The organism is Micromonospora sp. NPDC003816 (assembly GCF_042874705.1).
Lineage (GTDB): Bacteria > Actinomycetota > Actinomycetes > Mycobacteriales > Micromonosporaceae > Micromonospora.
The window spans coordinates 133,364-153,238 of sequence record NZ_JBIANP010000009.1 but is presented as its reverse complement, the minus strand read 5'-3'; the positions used below and the strand labels follow the sequence as shown (position 1 = coordinate 153,238).

General features: G+C 72.2%; 16 protein-coding genes. 15 read left to right on the top strand and 1 reads right to left on the bottom strand.

The genetic code is table 11. The features are described from left to right. Positions 1–27: 27 nt before the first annotated feature. From ACFYTT_RS24890 to ACFYTT_RS24820, 15 genes are all read left to right on the top strand, one after another. Positions 28–1,143, top strand: coding sequence for an ABC transporter permease (locus tag ACFYTT_RS24890; protein ID WP_387262702.1), 1,116 nt, complete (start codon positions 28–30; stop codon positions 1,141–1,143). A gap of 104 nt (positions 1,144–1,247) precedes the next feature. Then, the gene (locus ACFYTT_RS24885; protein WP_131053886.1) at positions 1,248–2,303 is read left to right on the top strand and encodes a substrate-binding domain-containing protein; all 1,056 of its coding nucleotides are present in this window, start codon (positions 1,248–1,250) and stop codon (positions 2,301–2,303) included. 54 nt (positions 2,304–2,357) lie between these two features. Further along, positions 2,358–3,530: a Gfo/Idh/MocA family protein gene (locus ACFYTT_RS24880; protein WP_387262748.1), complete on the top strand. Its 1,173-nt coding sequence runs from the start codon at positions 2,358–2,360 to the stop codon at positions 3,528–3,530. A 253-nt stretch (positions 3,531–3,783) separates the two neighbouring features. Continuing rightward, on the top strand, positions 3,784–3,939 hold the full coding sequence (locus tag ACFYTT_RS24875) for a hypothetical protein (protein WP_176095021.1): 156 nt from the start codon (positions 3,784–3,786) through the stop codon (positions 3,937–3,939). Between the two features lie 60 nt (positions 3,940–3,999). Further along, complete coding sequence (locus ACFYTT_RS24870) at positions 4,000–5,160, top strand: inositol-3-phosphate synthase (protein ID WP_387262700.1); 1,161 nt, start codon at positions 4,000–4,002, stop codon at positions 5,158–5,160. Further along, complete coding sequence (locus ACFYTT_RS24865) at positions 5,144–6,022, top strand: SCO3242 family prenyltransferase (protein WP_387262697.1); 879 nt, start codon at positions 5,144–5,146, stop codon at positions 6,020–6,022. Before ACFYTT_RS24870 ends, ACFYTT_RS24865 begins: the two co-directional genes overlap by 17 nt. Then, complete coding sequence (locus ACFYTT_RS24860; protein ID WP_387262695.1) at positions 6,019–7,047, top strand: sugar phosphate isomerase/epimerase family protein; 1,029 nt, start codon at positions 6,019–6,021, stop codon at positions 7,045–7,047. Before ACFYTT_RS24865 ends, ACFYTT_RS24860 begins: the two co-directional genes overlap by 4 nt. A gap of 130 nt (positions 7,048–7,177) precedes the next feature. Continuing rightward, positions 7,178–7,783 (top strand): EboA domain-containing protein, encoded by a 606-nt coding sequence (locus ACFYTT_RS24855; protein ID WP_131057563.1) that lies wholly within the window; start codon positions 7,178–7,180, stop codon positions 7,781–7,783. Then, positions 7,783–8,631, top strand: a complete 849-nt coding sequence (locus tag ACFYTT_RS24850; RefSeq protein WP_387262692.1) for a TatD family hydrolase — start codon at positions 7,783–7,785, stop codon at positions 8,629–8,631. The genes ACFYTT_RS24855 and ACFYTT_RS24850 overlap by 1 nt, the downstream gene beginning before the upstream one ends. Further along, a complete protein-coding gene (eboE, locus tag ACFYTT_RS24845; protein ID WP_357216194.1) occupies positions 8,631–9,848 on the top strand; it encodes a metabolite traffic protein EboE in 1,218 nt (405 codons plus the stop codon). The genes ACFYTT_RS24850 and eboE overlap by 1 nt, the downstream gene beginning before the upstream one ends. Positions 9,849–9,867: 19 nt before the next feature. Beyond that, positions 9,868–11,256 carry an alkaline phosphatase family protein gene (locus tag ACFYTT_RS24840; RefSeq protein WP_387262688.1) on the top strand — a complete coding sequence of 463 codons (1,389 nt, stop codon included), beginning with the start codon at positions 9,868–9,870 and terminating at the stop codon, positions 11,254–11,256. Then, positions 11,253–12,320 (top strand): polyprenyl synthetase family protein, encoded by a 1,068-nt coding sequence (locus tag ACFYTT_RS24835; protein ID WP_176095015.1) that lies wholly within the window; start codon positions 11,253–11,255, stop codon positions 12,318–12,320. The genes ACFYTT_RS24840 and ACFYTT_RS24835 overlap by 4 nt, the downstream gene beginning before the upstream one ends. Before the next feature lie 238 nt (positions 12,321–12,558). Then, the gene (locus ACFYTT_RS24830) at positions 12,559–15,426 is read left to right on the top strand and encodes a PQQ-dependent sugar dehydrogenase (protein ID WP_131054506.1); all 2,868 of its coding nucleotides are present in this window, start codon (positions 12,559–12,561) and stop codon (positions 15,424–15,426) included. A 79-nt stretch (positions 15,427–15,505) separates the two neighbouring features. After that, entirely contained in the window at positions 15,506–17,221 is a 1,716-nt protein-coding gene (locus ACFYTT_RS24825) for a ThuA domain-containing protein (RefSeq protein WP_387262684.1), read from the top strand. 318 nt (positions 17,222–17,539) lie between these two features. After that, on the top strand, positions 17,540–18,547 hold the full coding sequence (locus ACFYTT_RS24820) for a sugar phosphate isomerase/epimerase (RefSeq protein WP_131054505.1): 1,008 nt from the start codon (positions 17,540–17,542) through the stop codon (positions 18,545–18,547). Between the two features lie 90 nt (positions 18,548–18,637). Here the strand turns inward: ACFYTT_RS24820 and ACFYTT_RS24815 are convergent, their stop codons facing one another. Further along, a complete protein-coding gene (locus tag ACFYTT_RS24815) occupies positions 18,638–19,816 on the bottom strand; it encodes an ROK family transcriptional regulator (RefSeq protein WP_387262680.1) in 1,179 nt (392 codons plus the stop codon). Positions 19,817–19,875 lie beyond the last annotated feature (59 nt).

The following is a 19,875-nucleotide window of genomic DNA, read 5'->3' as shown; positions in this document are numbered from 1 at the left end:
CGGCGCGGAGCGAAGCGGAGCGCCGGCATGAGCGAGCGAGGGCCCTCGACGACACAGTTGCCGGCACAGTCGCCGCCGGTGGAGCCGGCACCGACCGGGGTGACCAAGCACGACCCGTCCGGCGGGTCGCGGCGCGGGCTCTCCTTCTGGAACGGCGAGGGCGGTGAGGGCGCCAAGCGGAACCTGGCTCTGATCGGGGTGCTGCTGGTGCTCTTCGTGATCGGCGCGGCCACCCGCTCCGACCTGTACTCCAACCCGGACTGGGTCTGGGCCAACATGCTCAGCATCCTCAAGCTCGCCTCGGTGGTCGGCGTGGTCACCGTCGGGATGACCTTCGTGATCATCGGTGGCGGCATCGATCTCTCCGTCGGCGCGATCGTCGCGCTGGCCGGGGTCTGGTGCACCACGGTCGCCACGCAGAGCTTCGGCGCCGCCGGCATGATCTTCACCGCGATCGTGGTCGGGGTGGCGGTCGGCCTGGTCAACGGGACGCTCATCGCGTACGGGCGGCTGGTGCCGTTCATCGCCACGCTGGCCATGCTGGTGGCGGCCCGGGGACTGGCCGCCGAGATCTCCGACAAGCAGACGCAGATCTCGCAGAACGGCGTCATCAACGGGATCGCCAGCAACGACCTGCTCGGTATCCCGCTGCTGGTCTACATTCTGGCCGCCGTGGTCGCCGCCGGGTGGGTGCTGCTCAACCGCACCACCTTCGGCCGGCGTACGGTCGCCGTCGGCGGCAACCCGGAGGCGGCCCGGCTGGCCGGCATCAACGTCCGGCTGCACACCCTGCTGCTCTACGCGCTCTCCGGCCTCTGCTGCGGCATCGCCGCGATCATGCTCACCGCCCAGGCCACCTCGGCCCAGGCGGCGATGGCCAACCTCTACGAGCTGGACGCGATCGCCGCCGTGATCATCGGTGGCACGCTGCTCAGCGGCGGGCGGGGCACCATCATCGGTTCCCTGCTCGGTGTGATCATCTTCGCCACCATCACCAACCTCTTCGCGATCAACGGACTCTCCACCGAGGCACAGAACATGGTCAAGGGCGGCATCATCGTCGCCGCCGTCCTGATCCAGCAGGTGCAGTTCGGCACCCTCACCCAGTTCCTCCGCCGCAACAACCGGGTCACCACCAACTAACCCTCTTCGCACCCTCCGCACCAGACCGGACCACCCGAGCAGACGACGGTGGTCGGGTCGCGCACACCCAATTTTCCTCCACCACATGACATCAGGAGGTCGTCATGACCCAGCACAGTCGCGACATGTCGCGGCGCCGGATGCTCTTCGGCGGGGCGGCCGTCGGTGCCGGCGTACTGCTCTCCGCCTGCACCAGCAACGAGCAGGGCACGCCCACCGAGGCACAGACCAAGGCGGCCGAAGGCGGCGGCAACGCCGAACCGGGCGAGCGGGTCACGATCGGATTCTCCGCACCGGCCGCCGACCACGGCTGGATCGCCGCGATCACCAACAACGCCCGGGCGCAGGCCGGCGCGTACTCCGACGTGGAGTTCAAGACGGTCGAGGCGGGTGCGGACGCGGCGGCCCAGCGGGCGGCGCTGTCCACCCTGGTCTCGCAGAAGCCGGACGTGATCGTGCTGCTGCCGCACGACGGCAAGGAGCTGAACTCGTTCGGCCTGGAGGCGATGGCGGCCGGCATCCCGGTGGTCAACCTGGACCGGGCCTTCCCGGACGCGAAGGCGTACCGGTTGCAGATCAAGGGTGACAACTACGGCATGGGTGTGGCGGCGGCCACCTTCATCATCGAACAGCTCAAGGCCAAGGGCGTGAGCAACCCGGTGATCGCCGAGATCGCCGGCATCGACTCGCTGGAGCTGACCCAGGAGCGGTCGAAGGGCTTCGCGGACACTCTGGCCCAGGGCGGCCTGCGGGTGGCCAACCGGCGGGCCGCGGAGTTCACCGTCGACTCCGGTCAGCGCGAGGCGAGCCAGTTGCTCCAGGCCCTGCCGAAGATCGACGCGATCTGGAACCACGACGACGACCAGGGCATCGGCGTGCTGGCCGCGATCAGCCAGGCCAACCGCAACGAGTTCTTCATGGTCGGCGGCGCCGGGTCGAAGAAGGCGATGGAGGACATCCAGGCCGACAACACGGTGCTGAAGGCCACGGTGACCTACAGCCCGTCGATGGCCTCGTCGGCCATCTCGCTGGCCCGGCTGATCGGCCAGAACCGGGGCATGTCGGACCTGGTCGAGCTTCAGGTGCCCAAGGAGATCGTCCTCGCCTCCGAGACGATCACGAAGGAGAACGCGAGCGACTACCTCAAGCTCGGGTTCTGACACCACGGGGGGAGACCCACCTTGTCCACGACTGACAACCAACTGCGGGTCGGCATGGTCGGCTACGCGTTCATGGGCGCCGCGCACTCGCAGGCATGGCGGACCGTGAATCGAGTGTTCGACCTGCCGGCGCGGGCCCGGATGGTGGCCGTCTGCGGGCGTGATCCGGGAAAGGTGGCCGACGCCGCCGACCGGCTCGGCTGGGAGGAGCACACCACGGACTGGCGGGAACTGGTGACCCGCCCGGACATCGACGTGGTCGACATCTGCACACCGGGTGACAGCCACGCCGAGATCGCCCTCGCGGCGCTGGCCGCCGGCAAGCACGTGCTGTGCGAGAAGCCGCTGGCCAACACCGTCGCCGAGGCACGGGAGATGGCCGCTGCGGCAGCCACCGCCCGAGCCGGCGGGGCCCGCTCGATGTGCGGGTTCAACTACCGGCGCGTACCCGCGGTGGCGCTGATGCGTCAGCTGGTCGCCGACGGGCGGCTGGGGGTGATCCGGCACGTCCGGGCCAGCTACCTGCAGGACTGGATCGTGGACCCGCAGTTCCCGCTGGTCTGGCGGTTGCAGAAGGACCAGGCGGGCTCCGGCGCGCTGGGTGACATCGGTGCGCACATCATCGACCTGACCCAGCACGTCACCGGCCAGCGGATCGCCGGGGTCAGCGCGGTCACCGAGACGTTCGTCAAGGAGCGGCCGTTGCCGACCGGTTCGAGCGGGCTGGCGGCGCAGGCCGACGGTGCCGCCGCCACCGGACCGGTGACCGTCGACGACGCCGCGATCTTCGTGGCCCGACTCGACGGCGGCGCGCTGGCCACGTACGAGGCGACCCGGTTCGCCACCGGCCGCAAGAACGCCCTCCGGGTGGAGATCAACGGGTCGCTCGGCTCGGTGGTCTTCGACCTGGAACGCCTCAACGAGCTGGAGTTCTACGACGCCACGCGCCCCACGGCCGAGCAGGGCTTCAGCCGGATCCTGGTGACCGAGAGCGAGCACCCGTACCTGTCGGCCTGGTGGCCGCCGGGCCACATCATCGGGTACGAGCACTCCTTCACCCACCAGATGCGTGACTTCATCGAGGCGGTGGCGACCGGCGTCGACCCGTCGCCCTCGTTCGTCGAGGCGTTGCAGGTGCAACTGGTGTTGGACGCGGTGGTCCGCTCGGCCGATCTGGGATCCGCCTGGACCGAGGTGGAGCCGACGTTGGCGACGGTCGCCGCCTGAACCGCCTCCGGTACCGACCGGCGAGGGCCGGCCGCGGTTGCGCCCCGCGGCCGGAACGGGGTCGGTACCGGAGGTCGTGTCACCGGCCACCCGGCCCGGTGACACCCGTAATGCGGTGCCTCCGGTGCGGCCGGACCGGGATTCCCCGGCCGCACCGGAGCACCGCCACCGGCGGCAACGTCGCCGCCGGTCAGGAGATCCCGCCGGGTACGCACCACCCGATCTTCCCCGCCTCTGGGCGGACCTGTTCGCCATGAGTCCTCCGGCCCGGTCACCGACGCCGGTGGCCGACCGGTTGCGGGGGAGGCAGGGGCGCGACGCCGACCGCCCCTGCCTGCTAGCCCCGTCCGTCCGCACCGCCCGAATGCCGGCCGGCGTCGTCGCCGCCGACCTCGACGCCAGCCGGTGAGCTTCATCGGGCGGCGCGGCGGACGGGGCGCATCCGCCCGAAGTGATCCGAAGGAGCGCTATGCGTACGGGTGTCTGGCTGGTGGGGGCGCGCGGCTCGGTCGCGACCACCAGCATCGTCGGGGCGCTCGCCCTGCGGGCCGGTCTGACCGGGCCCACCGGGTGCGTCACCGAGCTGCCCGAGCTGCGCGGACCGGCCCTGCCGACCTTCGCCGAGCTGGTGTTCGGCGGGCACGACGTGGTCACCACACCGCTCGCCAAGCGCGCCGAGGCGCTCGCCACCGCCGGGGTGCTGCCGGCCCGCCTGGTCGCCGCGTTGACCGAGGAACTGGCCACCGTGGAACGCGATCTGCGGCCCGCGCCGATCGGCGGCAGTCAGGCCGACCGGGCCGCCGCGACCGTCCGCGACCTCGTCGACTTCCGCGAGTGGCACGGGCTGGACCGGGTGGTGGTGGTCAACGTCGCGGCCACCGAGCCGACGCCCCGACCCCACCCCGGCCACGCTGACCCGGAGGCGCTGAGTGCCGCTCTCGCCGGCCCCGACGAGGTGCTGCCCCCCAGCTCCCTGTACGCGTACGCGGCGGTGACGGCCGGCTGCCCGTACGTCGACTTCACCCCGTCGACCGGGCTCCGGCTGCCAGCGTTGACCACGCTCGCCGACACGCACCGGGTGCCGTACGCCGGACACGACGGCAAGACCGGGGAGACGCTGCTCAAGTCGGTGCTCGCCCCGATGTTCGCGATGCGCCACCTCACCGTACGGTCCTGGTCCGGGCTCAACCTGCTCGGCGGCGGCGACGGCGCGACCCTCTCCGACCCGGCCGCCAACGCCGCCAAGGTCCGCAGCAAGCAGCGGGTACTCGGCGAGACGCTCGGCTACCTGCCGCAGGGCGACACCCGCATCGAGTACGTCGAGGAACTGGGCGACTTCAAGACCGCCTGGGACCTGATCACCTTCGCCGGCTTCCTGGGCACCGGCATGCGCCTGGAGTTCACCTGGCAGGGCTGCGACTCGGCGCTGGCCGCCCCGCTCGTGCTCGACCTGGCCCGGCTCACCGCCGCCGCACACGCCGCCGGGGTCACCGGGCCGCTGACCGATCTCGCCTTCTTCTTCAAGGACCCGCTCGGCATCGCCACCCACTCGCTCGGCGACCAGTGGACCCGACTCGTCGCGTTCACCCGTCGTCTGCACGCCGGAGGTCACGATGCCGCGCGTGGCTGACCTCGCCGAGCTGGTCCGGGCACCGGCCGCGCTCTCGGTGCCCGGGGACGTGGTGGCCGGTGCCGCGGCGGCCGGTGCGCTCGGCCCGGGTACGCCCGTGCTGGCCACCGCGTCGGTGCTGCTCTACTGGGCCGGGATGGCCGCCAACGACTGGGCGGACCGGCGGCTGGACGCGGTCGAGCGCCCCGAGCGGCCGATCCCCAGCGGCCGGGTCCACCCCGGTCTCGCGGTCGGTCTGGCCGCCGGGCTGACCGTGGCCGGTGTCGGGCTCGCCGCGCTGGGCGGCGGCCGTCGCGCCACCGCCGTCGCGGTGCCGTTGGCCGCCGCCGTCTGGGCGTACGACCTGGCGGCCAAGAACACCGCCGCCGGGCCCGCGGTGATGGCCACCTGCCGGGGACTGGACGTCCTGCTCGGTGCCGCCGGTGGCCGACCGGCCCGGGCGTTGCCGGCGGCACTGACCGTCGCCGCGCACACCTGGACCGTCACCGCTCTGTCCCGCCGCGAGGTCACCGGCGCCGACCGGGCGCTGCCGAGACGTACCCTCGCCGGCACCGCGCTGGTCGCCGCGAGCGCCGCGTTGCCGTCCCGTCGGGGCGGGCCGACGGTCGCCGGCCGGGTGGCGGCGGCGCTGCCCGGGGTACTCGCCGGTTGGTACGCCGTCCGGTACGGCACCGCACAGGCGCGGGTCGCCGCCGACCCGAGCGCCGGCCGGGTCCGCGCGGCGGTCGGCGCCGGCATCACCGGGCTGCCCGCGTTGCAGGGCGCGCTGACCGCGCGGGCCGGTGCCGGCCTGCTCGGGCTGGCGGTCGCCGCCGCCGCGCCGCTGGGCCGGCGACTGGCCCGGAAGGTCTCACCGACATGACCGCCGCCGGCTCCGCGAACCCGGGCGGGCTGCGTTTCGGGTACGGCACCAACGGCTTCGCCAACCATCGGCTGGACGACGCGCTGGCGGTCATCGCCGACCTCGGCTACACCGGCGTGGCACTCACCCTCGACCACGACCACCTCGACCCGTTCGCGCCGGGGCTGGCCCGCCGGGTCGACGCCGTCGGCCGCCGACTGGCCGACCTCGGTCTCGGCCTGGTGATCGAGACCGGGGCGCGGTACCTGCTCGACCCCTGGCACAAACACGCGCCGACGCTGCTGCACGACGACCCCGCGCTGCGGATCGAGTTCCTGCGCCGCGCGGTGGCGATCGGCGCGGACCTGGACGCCGAGGCGGTCTCGTTCTGGGCCGGTGTCCGACCGGAGTCGGTCCCACCTGCGGTCGCCTGGGACCGCCTGGTCGCCGGCTGCGCGCCGGTGGTCGCGGCGGCCGACGCCGCCGGGGTGACTCTCGGCTTCGAGCCCGAGCCGGGCATGCTGGTCGAGGACATCGCCGACTGGCAACGCCTGTACGCGGCCCTCGGCGCCCCGCCCCCACTGGGCATCACCCTCGACATCGGACACTGTCGCTGCCTGGAGCCGATACCGGTGCCCGACTGCGTCCGCGCGGTCGCCGCGCATCTGGTCAACGTGCAGATCGACGACATGCGGCGAGGCGTGCACGAACACCTGGAGTTCGGTACCGGCGAGATCGACTTCCCGCCGGTGCTGGCCGCCCTGCGCGAGGTCGGCTACCGGGGCCTGGTCGCGGTCGAGCTGCCCCGGCACTCGCACGCCGCCCCCAGCGTCGCCGCCCGCTCCCTGGACTTCCTGCGCGCCGCCGCGTCGCCCGCCGCCGCGTCGCCCGCCGGTGCGGGCGGGGCGACCGTGGGTGTGGCCGGGATGGTGGCGGCGCCAGCGCCGCAGGCGACCGAGCACACCTCGGTGGGCGCCCTTTGCTCTGCTTCAACGGACGCAACGCCCGGCGTCCGATATCCGGACAGCGACCGTTGCGTGGGGTGAAGCAGAGCAAAGGGGCCGCACGGCAGTAGCGCGGGCGGCGCGAGAGCACCGGAAGCGCCGAACGGCAGGGCAGCGAACAGCAGAGCACCGGAAGTGCCGAACGGCAGGAGCGGAAGGGGTGCGGACGGCGATGACACCGGACGAACTGCGGGCGGCCCTGCGGGGCGTACCCGATCCGGAGTGGCTGGCGACGGCGCTGCGGCGCGTCGCGGCCGAGCCGGCCACGATCGCGCGGCTCTTTCCCGCCGCCGGTCGGCACTGCGGCCGGGCCGAGCTGCCCGACCTGCCCGGTTGGACCGCCGACGAGGCGGCCCGGGCGCTGTTGCTGACCGCCCTGGCGACCGGGCACGCCGAGCGGGCCGAGACGCTGTACCGGACCGGTGACGCCGCCGAGAAACGGGCGGTGCTCAAGGCGTTGCCGCTGCTGCCGATCGGTACGGCCGGGGTGCCGCTGCTACACGACGCGATCCGCACCAACGACACCCGACTCGTCGCCGCCGCACTCGGCCCGTACGCCCGCCACCTCGACGCGCCGGCCTGGCGGCAGGCGGTGCTCAAGTGCGTCTTCAGCGGCGTACCGCTGGCCGTGGTGGCCGACCTCGACGCCCGCGCCGACGGGGAACTGGCGCAGATGCTCGGCGCGCTGGCCGACGAGCGGCGGGCCGCCGGGCGGGAGATGCCCGCCGACTCCGTCGCGCTGCTGGACCGGCTGACCACCCACCACAGGGAGGTGTGATGCGGATCTTCGACCCGCACATCCACATGACGTCCCGCACCACCGACGACTACGAGCGGATGGCCGCCGCGGGGGTCCGGGCGGTGGTCGAGCCGGCGTTCTGGCTCGGCCAGCCACGGACCAGCGTCGGTTCGTTCACCGACTACTTCGACTCGCTGGTCGGCTGGGAGCCGTTCCGGGCCGGGCAGTTCGGCGTACGTCACCATGCCACGATCGCGCTCAACCCGAAGGAGGCCAACGACCCGCGTTGCCGGGAGGTGCTCGACGTGCTGCCCCGCTACCTGGAGAAGGACGGCGTGGTGGCGGTCGGCGAGATCGGGTACGACTCGATGACGCCGGAGGAGGACGAGGTGTTCGCCGCCCAGCTCGCGCTGGCCGTGGCGCACGGGCTGCCGGCGCTGGTGCACACCCCGCACCGGGACAAGGCACGGGGCGTCGAACGTACCCTCGCGGTGGTCGCCGAGTCGGGGATCGGGGCGGGGCGGGTGGTGGTCGACCACCTCAACGAGGTGACCGTCCGTGCCGTGCGGGACAGCGACTGCTGGCTCGGGTTCTCCATCTACCCCGACACGAAGATGTCGCCGCCCCGGATGGTCGAGCTGCTCAGGGCGTACGGGACCGAGCGGGTGCTGGTCAACTCGGCGGCCGACTGGGGGCGCTCGGATCCGCTGCTGACCCGGGCCACCGGTGAGGCGATGCTGGCGGCCGGGTTCAGCGACGACGACGTGGACCTGGTGCTGTGGCGCAACCCGGTCGAGTTCTACGGCCAGTCCGGCCGACTCGACCTCAGCGACGTGGACGCCGAGCCGACCTTCGCCGGCAACTCGATCCTGCGCGGCGGCGGCTGATGCGGTTCCGTCATCCGGGCGGGCGCACCGTGCACCTCGGGTACTGCACCAACGTGCACGCCGCCGAGGATCTCGCCGGCATCGTCGCCCAACTCGACCGCTACGCGCTGCCGATCCGGGAGACGCTCGGCAGCGACCTGCTCGGCCTCGGCCTGTGGCTGGCCGCCCCGGTCGCCGCCGAACTCGCCGCCGACCCGGACGCCCGCCGTCGCCTGCGCACCGAGCTGACCGTGCGCGGGCTGGAGGTGGTCACCCTCAACGGCTTCCCGTACGCGGCGTTCCAGGCACCCGTGGTCAAGGGCGCGGTGTACCTGCCCGACTGGACCGACGCGCAGCGACTGCGGTACACCCTGGACCTGGCCCGGGTGCTGGCCGACCTGCTGCCCGACGACGCCGTGCGGGGCTCCGTCTCCACCCTGCCGCTGGCCTGGCGTACCCCCTGGGACACCGCCCGTGCCGACGCGGCCCGGCACCGGCTGGACCAGCTCGCCGCCGGGCTCGCCACGGTGGAGCGGGAGACCGGCCGGACGGTGCGGGTCGGCTTCGAGCCGGAGCCCGGATGTGTCGTGGAGAGCAGCGCCCAGGCGGTCACCGCACTGTCCGGCATGGACACCGAGCGCCTCGGCGTCTGCCTGGACCTCGCCCACCTCGCCTGTGCCTGGGAGGACCCGGCCGCCGCCCTCGACCGGCTGGCCGCCGCCGGGCTGCCGGTGGTGAAGGTGCAGGTGTCCGCCGCGTTGGAGGCGGCCGACCCGGTCGGCGACGCCGCCGCGCTGCGCCGCTGGGTCGAACCGCGCTTCCTGCACCAGACCCGCTCCGCGAGCTGCGCCACCGCCAGCCCGGCGGGCTTGTCGTCGGCGGCGGGGGACCCGGCCGACCCGGCGTGGGCGGCCGACGACCTGGACGCGGCGCTCGACGCCGGGCTGCCCGGCCCGTGGCGGGTGCACTACCACGTGCCGCTGCACGCCCCGCCCGAGCCGCCGCTGGGCTCGACGCTGCCGGTGCTGCGCGCCGCGCTGGCCGGGCTGCTCGGTGGCGTCGACGCGGGCTGTGACCATCTCGACGTCGAGACGTACACCTGGGGGGTGCTGCCGGTCCGGCGGCGCCCGCGCACCCACGCGGAGTTGGCCGCCGGGATCGCCGCCGAACTGGCCTTCACCCGCGACGAACTGGTCGCCCTCGGGCTGACCCCGACCGAAGCGGTGGTGACGCCGTGACCGAGCCTGGAGGAGCGTCGTGAGCCGACCCCTGGTGGTGCTGGACGTGGTGGGACTGACCCCCCGGCTGCTGGCGCACATGCCCCGGCTCCGAGCGGTCGCCGACGCCGGTTTCCAGGCCGAACTGGGCACGGTGCTGCCGGCGGTGACCTGCTCGGCGCAGTCGACGTTCCTGACCGGGGCGTTCCCGGCCGAGCACGGGATCGTCGGCAACGGGTGGTACTTCCGGGACCTCGGCGAGGTGCTGCTGTGGCGGCAGCACCACGCGCTGGTCGGCGGGGAGAAGCTGTGGCAGGCGGCCCGCCGGGCCGAGCCCGGCTACACCGTGGCGAACGTCTGCTGGTGGTACGCGATGGGCGCGGACGTGAACTGGACGGTCACGCCCCGGCCGGTCTACCACGCCGACGGCCGCAAGGAACCGGACTGCTACACCGACCCGCCCGAGCTGCACGACCGGCTCACCGCCCGGCTGGGCACGTTCCCGCTGTTCACCTACTGGGGCCCGGGTGCCGGACTGCCCTCGTCACAGTGGATCTGCCGGGCCGCCCAGCAGATCGTCGAGGAAGAGGCCCCGGACCTGACCCTGGTCTACGTCCCGCACCTCGACTACGACCTGCAACGCTTCGGCCCCGCCTCGACCCGGGCCGCCGAGGCGGCGGCCGAGCTGGACGGCGTACTCGGGCCGCTGCTGGACGCCGCGCGGGACCGGGGAGCGACCGTGGTGGTGCTGTCGGAGTACGGCATCACCGACGTCTCCCGGCCGGTCGACGTCAACCGGCTGGTGCGGGCCGAGGGGCTGCTGCGCGTCTACACGCAGGCCGGGATGGAGTACCTGGACCCGTGGACGTCGCGGGCCTTCGCGGTCGCCGACCACCAGGTCGCCCACGTGTACGTGCGGGACCCGGCCGACGTCCCGGCGGTGGCGAGACTCTGCGCCGGGCTGCCCGGGGTGGCCGAGGTGCTCGACGCCGACGGCAAGGCGGCGTACGGGCTGGACCATCCGCGCGCCGGTGAACTGGTGCTGGTCGCCGAGCCGGATGCCTGGTTCACCTACTACTACTGGCACGACGACGCCCGCGCGCCGGACTTCGCCCGGCTGGTCGAGATCCACCGCAAACCCGGGTACGACCCGGCGGAGCTGTTCTTCGACCCGGCCGCGCCCGGTGCGGCGAAGCGACGGGCCGGGGTGGCCCTGGCCCGCAAGAAGCTCGGCATGCGGTATCTGATGAGCGTGGTCGGCCTGGACGCCGGGGCCGCCGCGGTGCGGGGTTCGCACGGCCGACTGCCCGCCGACCCCGCCGACGGGCCGGTGCTGCTCTGCTCCGATCTCTCGGCGGCGCGGGACCGGATCGCTGCCACGGAGGTGAAGGGGCTGCTGCTGCATCTGGCCGGGCTCCCGGTGCGGTGACCGTCGAGGTGCCGTCCGCCGACGCGGACGCGTTACGGGCCCGGTTCGACGCCGAGCTGACCGGCTTCCTCGACCGGCAGGACCCGGACTGGCCGGACGGCGCGCCCCGGGGCGTCTTCACCACCCTGCACCGGTTCGTGCTGGCCGGCGGCAAGCGGCTCCGACCGCTCTTCTGTTACTGGGGCTGGCGGGGGGCCGGTGGTCCGGACGGCACCCCTATCGTGACCGCCGCCGCGGCGCTGGAGCTGTTCCACGCGTTCGCGCTGATCCACGACGACATCCTGGACGGCAGCGACCGCCGCCGGGGTGAACCCTCGGTGCACCGGATCTTCGCCGACCTGCACGCCCGCTCGTCGTGGCGGGGCGACCCCGAGGCGTACGGGCGCAACACCGCCCTGCTCTGCGGCGATCTCTGCGCGGCCTGGTCGGACCAGATGTTCCACGAGTGCGGGCTGGCCGCCGAGGCGGTTCACCGGGGGTACGGCGTCTTCGCGCTGATGCGGACCGAGGTGATCGCGGGGGAGTACCTCGACCTGGTGTCCGGCGTCGGTGACGGGTCGGTGGCCAGCGCGCTCACGGTGATCCGGATGAAGGCGGCCCGCTACACGGTGACCCGGCCCCTGCAGATCGGTGCCACCCTGGCCGGCGCGCCACCCGAACTGCTCGCCGCGCTGGTCGAGTTCGGCGACCCGCTGGGGGACGCCTTCCAGCTCCGCGACGACGTGCTCGGGGTGTTCGGTGACCCGGCGGTCACCGGCAAGTCCGTCCTGGACGACCTGCGTGAGGGGAAGCCGACGGTGATGATGGCACTCGCCCGCGCCGCCGCCGACCGGTCGCAGAGCACCCGGCTGCGCGAGTTGTTCGGCAACCCGGACCTGGACGGTGACGGTGCCGCAGAGCTGCGGAAGATCATCGAGAGCACCGGTGCCCGGGACGAGATCGAGCGGATGATCCGACGGTGTGCCGAGGCCGCGCTGGCCGTGCTGGCGCACGTTCCGGTGACCCCGGAGAGCCGCGCCGCACTGAGTGCGCTGGCCACACAGGCAATCGACCGTCGGCACTGACCCGTAGCGCGGGCGACTTTCGATCAAACTGACGAAAGTCGATGCCGGTTCGGCGGAAGATATAGACACATCGACTTATGTCGCTTAGTGTTGGCGCCAGCACCGGATTGTTTCGTCGAGGTGAACCGGCGGCGCGGGAACCCACGACAGCACCACCGCACCCCTCCCGCTACGGCATCCGGCGCGACGGCGCGCGCCCCGCCCTGGCAGTCACTCGTCAGGAAGGGACAGGACACGCATGTCCACCCACCACCACCGCCACCCCGCACGGTGGCTCACCGGCGCCTCGGCGCTGATGCTGGCCCTCACGGCCGGCACGGTGGCCCTCGGCGCCGGACCGGCCGCCCTCGGCGGCCCCACCCCGGCCCAGGCCCACCCCATCGTCGCCACCGACTTCCAGCAGGTCACCCTCGCCAAGGGCGTGGCCGAGGTCGGCGAGCCGATGACCCTCGCGGTGCTGCCCGACCGCTCGGTCCTGCACACCGCCCGCAACGGCACGCTGCGCCGCACCGACGCGGCCGGCACCACCACCGTGATCGGCACCATCCCCGTCTACACCCATGACGAGGAAGGGTTGCAGGGCGTCGGCGTCGACCCCAACTTCACCAGCAACCGGCACGTCTTCCTCTACTACGCCCCGCCGCTGTCCACCCCGTCCGGCGACGCACCGGCGACCGCCAGCGACTTCTCCGCCTGGCGCGGCGTCAACCGGCTGTCCCGGTTCACCCTCAACGCCGACTTCACGCTCAACCAGTCCAGCAAGGTCGACGTGCTGGACGTGGCCGCCGACCGGGGCATGTGCTGCCACGTCGGCGGCGACATCGACTTCGACGCCGCCGGCAACCTGTACCTCTCCACCGGCGACGACACCAACCCGTTCGACTCCGCCGGGTACTCCCCGATCGACGAACGGACCAACCGCAACCCGGCGTACGACGCGCAACGCAGCGCGGCCAACACCAACGACCTGCGTGGCAAGATCCTGCGGATCAAGGTCAACGCCAATGGGACGTACTCGATCCCGGCCGGCAACCTGTTCGCCCCCGGCACGGCCGGCACCCGCCCCGAGATCTACGCCATGGGCCTGCGCAACCCGTTCCGGATGAGCGTCGACAAGGCCACCGGCATCGTCTACGTCGGCGACTACGGGCCGGACGCCGGCTCCACCACCAGCCGGGGCCCCAGCGGCCAGGTCGAGTTCAACCGGATCACCGCGCCCGGCTTCTACGGTTGGCCGTACTGCACCGGCACCAACACCTCGAACGAGACGTACGCCGAGTGGAACTTCTCCAACGGCACCGCCGGCCCGAAGTACAACTGCACCGGCGGAGCGACCAACAACTCGTTCCGTAACACCGGCCTGACCACCCTGCCGGCTGCCAAACCCTCCTGGATCCGGTACGCCGGAGACGCCGGCAGCCCGCCGGAGTTCGGCAGCGGCTCCGAGTCGCCCGCCGCCGGCCCGGTCTACCGCTACGACGCCGCGTCCACGTCCACCACCAAGTGGCCGCAGAGCTTCGACGGCCAGTTCTTCGCCGGTGAGTTCGGACGCGGCTGGATCAAGCCGATCCACGTCAACAGCGACGGCTCGGTGGGCACCATCGACGCGTCCTTCCCGTGGAACGGCAAGCAGGTCATGGACATGGCCTTCGGGCCGGACGGCGCGCTCTACGTGCTCGACTACGGCACCGGGTACTACAACGGCGACGCCAACTCCGCGCTCTACCGCTACGACTACGTCGGCGGCGGCAACCGCGCCCCGACGGCGGTGGCGTCGGCGAACCGGACCTCCGGAATTGCCCCGTTGACCGTCAACTTCTCCTCGGCCGGGTCGTCGGACCCGGAGGGTGGGGCGTTGACCTACTCGTGGGCGTTCGGTGACGGCACCACCTCGACGGCCGCCAACCCGAGCAAGACGTACACCGCCAACGGCACGTACAACGCCACGCTGACCGTCCGCGACCCGCAGGGCGCCACCGGCAACGCCAGCGTGCAGATCCGGGTCGGCAACACCGCGCCAACGGTCACCATCAACGGCCCGGTCAACGGCTCGCTGTTCTCCTTCGGCGACACCGTGCCGTTCAGCATCACCGTCACCGACCCGGAGGACGGCACGATCGACTGCACCAAGGTCCGGATGACCTACGTGCTGGGCCACGACAGCCACGGCCACCAGATCACCTCGCAGACCGGCTGCTCCGGCTCCATCACCATCCCGGTCGACGGTGAACACGACTACGCGGCGAACATCTTCGCGATCTTCGACGCCGAGTACACCGACACCGGCGGGCTCACCACCCACACCCAGCACACCCTCCAGCCGCGCAGCCGGCAGGCCGAGCACTACAAGACCTCGTCGGGCATCACGGTCTTCGACAAGACCCCGGCCGAGGGCGGCAAGACGGTCGGCAACATCAACAACGGCGACTGGATCGCGTTCGAGCCGTACCGGATCAACAACGTGACGTCGTTCAGCGCCCGGGTCTCCTCGGCCGGCTCCGGCGGCACCCTCCAGGTCCGCGCCGGTTCGGCCACCGGCACCGTGCTCGGCTCGGCCACCGTCCCGGTGACCGGCGGTTGGGAGACGTTCACGACCGTGAGCGGCGCGATCACCAACCCGCCGAGCGGCACCACCACGCTCTATCTCACGTTCGCCGGCACCGGCACCGGAACGCTGTACGACCTGGACTCGTTCACCTTCACCACGGGCAGCGGGAACACCGGCGGCACCGGCCCGATCACCGGACTGGCGGGCAAGTGCCTGGACGTGCGGAACGCGGCCACGGCCGACGGTACGCAGATCCAGATCTACACCTGCAACGGCAGCACCGCGCAGACCTGGTCGGTGACGCCGAACTCGACGATCCGGGCGTTGGGCAAGTGCCTGGACGTGAACGGTGGCGCCTCGGCCGACGGTACGAAGATCCAGCTCTGGACGTGTAACGGTTCCGGCGCGCAGAACTGGTCGGCGCAGTCGAACGGGACGCTGCGCAATCCGCAGACGGGCAAGTGCCTGGACGTGTCGAACAACAGTTCGGCCGACGGTCAGGCGGTCCACCTCTGGACCTGTCACACCAACGCCAACCAGCGCTGGGTCCTGCCCTGATGAAAGCAGGGGTCCCCTGCTAACGCCTGGCGTTGTACAGGGGACCCCTGCTCACACCACGAACCGTAAGGAGAGCGACATGCGCACACTCCTCAGAAGACCCGCCGCCGGCCTGGCCACCGCGGTCCTCGCCGTCCTCGCCTGCACCGCACCGGCCACCCCGGCCAGCGCCGCCGACGCCCCGTACGACGTGCTGGTCTTCTCCAAGACCGCCGGCTTCCGGCACGACTCCATCGCGGTCGGCACCCAGGCCATCCGCGACCTGGGCGCGGCGAACAGCTTCACCGTCACCGCCACCGAGGACGCCGCCGCGTTCACCACCGGCAACCTCGCCCAGTACGAGGCGGTCGTCTTCCTCAACACCACCGGTGACGTGCTCAACGCCACCCAGCAGACCGCCTTCGAGTCGTACATCAACGCAGGCGGTGGATTCGTCGGCGTGCACGCCGCCGCCGACACCGAGTACGGCTGGTCCTTCTACGGCAACCTGGTCGGCGCGTACTTCCGCTCGCACCCGGCGATCCAGCAGGCCACCGTACGGGTCGAGAACCGCGCCCACGCGGCCACCGCACACCTGCCGCAGAACTGGGTACGCACCGACGAGTGGTACGACTTCCAGACCAACCCCCGCTCCGGCGCGCGCGTGCTGGCGAACCTGAACGAGTCGACGTACTCGGGTGGGGTGATGGGTGCCGACCACCCGATCGCCTGGTGCAAGACGGTCAGCGCCGGGCGGTCCTTCTACACCGGCGGCGGCCACACCCAGGCCTCGTACGCCGAGTCGGCGTTCCGGGCGCACCTGCTCGGCGGCATCCGGTACGCGGCCGGTCGCACCAAGGCCGACTGCCGCCCGGAGACCGGCTACACCGCCCTCTACAACGGCTCGACCACCGGCTGGTCCCAGGCCGGACCGGGCAGCTTCACCAACTCGGACGCCACGCTGACCTCGGTCGGCGGGATGGGCCTGTACTGGTACAGCGCGAAGCAGTTCACGAACTACTCGCTCAAGCTGGACTGGCGGCTCGCCGGGGACGACAACTCGGGCGTCTTCATCGGCTTCCCGCCGTCGAGCGATCCGAACTCGGCCATCAACAACGGCTACGAGGTGCAGATCGACCCCACCGACACCGCCGACCGGACCACCGGCGCGGTCTACGGCTTCAAGTCCGCCGACCTCGCCGCCCGCGACGCCGCGCTGAACCCGGCGGGGGAGTGGAACACCTACGAACTGCTGGTGGAGGGGGAGCGGCTCCAGGTCTTCCTGAACGGGTCGAAGATCAACGACTTCACCAACACCGATCCGGTACGGTCGCTCGCCGGCCACATCGGCATCCAGAACCACGGTACGGGTGACGACGCGTTCTTCCGCAACATCCGGATCAAGGAGTTGGGCGGCACGAACCCGCCGCCCACCGGAACCGGCCGGATCACCGGTCTGGCGGGCAAGTGCCTGGACGTGCGGAACGCGGCCACGGCCGACGGTACGCAGATCCAGATCTGGACCTGCAACGGCGGTACGGCGCAGACCTGGTCGGTGACGCCGAACTCGACGATCCGGGCGTTGGGCAAGTGCCTGGACGTGAACGGTGGCGCCTCGGCCGACGGTACGAAGATCCAGCTCTGGACGTGTAACGGTTCCGGCGCGCAGAACTGGTCGGCGCAGTCGAACGGGACGCTGCGCAATCCGCAGACGGGCAAGTGCCTGGACGTGTCGAACAACAGTTCGGCCGACGGTCAGGCGGTCCACCTCTGGACCTGTCACACCAACGCCAACCAGCGCTGGGTCCTGCCCTGATGAAAGCAGGGGTCCCCTGCTAACGCCTGGCGTTGTACAGGGGACCCCTCCTTACACCCACCGCGCGCTGCGCGGCACCTTGCACAACCGCGCGGCACCTTCTGCGGCCGCGCGACACCTTCCGCAACGGTGCGGCACGCGCCTAGAGTGAAGGCGGCGACCGCGAGGTGGCCGGTGCACCGACGGGAGGCGCAACCCGTCGGTCCCAGGTGCTAGCGCGCCCACCGGTCCATCCCCTCGCAGGCCGCCACGTCCGGCCGCCCTCGCCCCGGTCACGCAGGTACGGAATCCCCACCACACGCACAGGGGAGAAGAACTATGGCGCGACCGATCACGCTGTTCACCGGCCAGTGGGCCGACCTTCCGTTCGACGAGGTGTGCCGGCTCGCCGCCGAGTGGGGCTACGACGGGCTGGAGATCGCCTGCTGGGGCGACCACTTCGAGGTCGACAAGGCACTGGCCGACGACTCGTACGTCGACCGCAAACGGGAGACGCTGGCCAAGCACAACCTCCAGGTCTTCACGATCTCCAACCACCTCGTCGGCCAGGCGGTCTGCGACCACCCGATCGACGAACGGCACCAGGGCATCCTGCCGGCCAGGATCTGGGGCGACGGCGAACCCGAGGGCGTACGCCAGCGGGCCGCCGAGGAGATCAAGGACACCGCCCGCGCGGCGGCGAAGCTCGGCGTCAACACCGTCGTCGGCTTCACCGGCTCGTCGATCTGGCACACCCTGGCGATGTTCCCGCCCGTGCCGCCGTCGATGATCGAGCGTGGCTACCAGGACTTCGCCGACCGGTGGAACCCGATCCTGGACGTCTTCGACTCCGTCGGGGTCCGGTTCGCCCACGAGGTGCACCCGAGCGAGATCGCGTACGACTACTACACCACCAGGCGCACCCTGGAGGCGATCGGGCACCGGGAGGCGTTCGGGCTGAACTGGGACCCGTCGCACTTCGTCTGGCAGGAGCTGGACCCGGTCAACTTCATCTTCGACTTCGCCGACCGGATCTACCACGTCGACTGCAAGGACGCGAAGGTACGCACCGGCGACGGTCGGCGCGGCCGGCTGGCCTCGCACCTGCCCTGGGCGGACCTGCGGCGCGGCTGGGACTTCGTCTCCACCGGGCATGGCGACGTGCCGTGGGAGGACTGCTTCCGCGCCCTCAACGCGATCGGCTACGACGGGCCGATCTCGATCGAGTGGGAGGACGCCGGCATGGACCGGCTGGTCGGTGCTCCCGAGGCACTCCAGTTCGTCCGTCGCCTCGCCTTCGACGCCCCGTCCGCCGCCTTCGACGCCGCGTTCAGCAGCAAGGACTGATCCCGCCGCCTTCGACGGCGCGTTCAGCAGCAAGGATCGATCCCGCCGACCGGGGGCCGACCGCCCCGGCCCCCGGTCGACACATCCCGGTCAGTCGACGGCGAAGACGTGTTCGCTGGCCAGCCGGGCCGCGCCCACCAGGCCGGCCCGGTCGGCCAGGTCGGAGAGGACCACCGGCATGGTGCCGGTGGCCGTCGGTGCCGACCGGCGGTAGACCACGCCGCGTACCTCGGCGAGCAGGATGTGCCCGAGCCCTTCCGGCGCGCCGCCGATCACCACGATCCCCGGGTTGAAGAAGCTGACCAGGCCGACGAGCACCTGGCCGAGGCGGCGTGCGGCGTCGCGTACCAGTGCCTGGGCCGTCGGGTCCCCGGCGAGCGCGGCGGCGGCCACGTCCGACACGGTCAGCGTGCCGGCGTCGGCCAACCGCGCGGCCAGCGGCGCGCAGCGGCCGGTCCGTGCCGCGGCCGTCGCGGCCCGGGTCAGCCCGGCGTCGCCGCAGTACGCCTCCAGGCAGCCGACCTCCCCGCAGGCGCAGATCGGCCCGTCCTCGGAGAGCGGCAGGTGCGCGATGTCGCCGGCGCTGCTGGTCGATCCGCGGTACAGCGTGCCGCCGAGCACCAGTCCGCAGCCGATCGACGTGCCCAGCTTCAGATAGAGGAAGTCGTCGAAGGTGCGGCCGATGCCGGCGTGCTGCTCGCCCAGCGCCAGCACGTTCGCGTCGTTGTCGACCAGCGCCGGGCAGCCCAGCTCGGCGGCGAAGGCGTCCCGGACCGGGAAGCGCTGCCAGCCGGGCAGCGCGGTCGGCGCGATGGAGGCGCCGTCGTCGACCGGCCCGGGCAACGCGACACCGACACCGGTGGGTTCGGCGCCTCCCGACTCGGCGCGGAGCTTGCCGGCCAGTTCGACGCACCGCCCGATCACCGGCTCGGGTCCCTGGCGGACGTCGGCCGGCTCGCTCGCCTCGGCCAGCACGTTCAACTCACCGTCGGTGACCGCCACGCTGATCCGGTCGGCCCCGACGAGCACGCCGACGAACCGCACCCCGGCGGCGAGCCGGAGCAGGGACGAGCGCCGTCCGCCCCGGGACGCGGCCGGGCCAGCGGTCTCGATCAGGCCGCGGGCGACGAGGCGATCCAGTTCGGTGGTGAGAGTGGTACGCGACAGGCCGAGCAGGTCACCCAGCTCGACCCGGGAACGCGGGCCCTCGTCGCGCAGCAACCGGACGAGTCGCGCCTGCTGCGGGTTCTCCGGCCGGAGAAGGGCCATCCCCACCACCTCCGGTCCGGAGTCTTCCACGACGGTGTTTCGGCACTGTGGCCGGAATC

Excerpts from the sequence above, each read along its gene's own strand:
- ACFYTT_RS24850 (WP_387262692.1), top strand. The coding sequence starts at position 7,783 with ATGCGGATCTTCGACCCGCACATCCACATGACGTCCCGCACCACCGAC.
- ACFYTT_RS24815 (WP_387262680.1), bottom strand. The coding sequence starts at position 19,816 with ATGGCCCTTCTCCGGCCGGAGAACCCGCAGCAGGCGCGACTCGTCCGG.
- ACFYTT_RS24885 (WP_131053886.1), top strand. The coding sequence starts at position 1,248 with ATGACCCAGCACAGTCGCGACATGTCGCGGCGCCGGATGCTCTTCGGC.
- ACFYTT_RS24870 (WP_387262700.1), top strand. The coding sequence starts at position 4,000 with ATGCGTACGGGTGTCTGGCTGGTGGGGGCGCGCGGCTCGGTCGCGACC.
- ACFYTT_RS24860 (WP_387262695.1), top strand. The coding sequence starts at position 6,019 with ATGACCGCCGCCGGCTCCGCGAACCCGGGCGGGCTGCGTTTCGGGTAC.
- ACFYTT_RS24890 (WP_387262702.1), top strand. The coding sequence starts at position 28 with ATGAGCGAGCGAGGGCCCTCGACGACACAGTTGCCGGCACAGTCGCCG.
- ACFYTT_RS24855 (WP_131057563.1), top strand. The coding sequence starts at position 7,178 with ATGACACCGGACGAACTGCGGGCGGCCCTGCGGGGCGTACCCGATCCG.
- ACFYTT_RS24880 (WP_387262748.1), top strand. The coding sequence starts at position 2,358 with ATGGTCGGCTACGCGTTCATGGGCGCCGCGCACTCGCAGGCATGGCGG.
- ACFYTT_RS24830 (WP_131054506.1), top strand. The coding sequence starts at position 12,559 with ATGTCCACCCACCACCACCGCCACCCCGCACGGTGGCTCACCGGCGCC.
- ACFYTT_RS24875 (WP_176095021.1), top strand. The coding sequence starts at position 3,784 with ATGAGTCCTCCGGCCCGGTCACCGACGCCGGTGGCCGACCGGTTGCGG.
- ACFYTT_RS24820 (WP_131054505.1), top strand. The coding sequence starts at position 17,540 with ATGGCGCGACCGATCACGCTGTTCACCGGCCAGTGGGCCGACCTTCCG.
- eboE (WP_357216194.1), top strand. The coding sequence starts at position 8,631 with ATGCGGTTCCGTCATCCGGGCGGGCGCACCGTGCACCTCGGGTACTGC.
- ACFYTT_RS24825 (WP_387262684.1), top strand. The coding sequence starts at position 15,506 with ATGCGCACACTCCTCAGAAGACCCGCCGCCGGCCTGGCCACCGCGGTC.
- ACFYTT_RS24865 (WP_387262697.1), top strand. The coding sequence starts at position 5,144 with ATGCCGCGCGTGGCTGACCTCGCCGAGCTGGTCCGGGCACCGGCCGCG.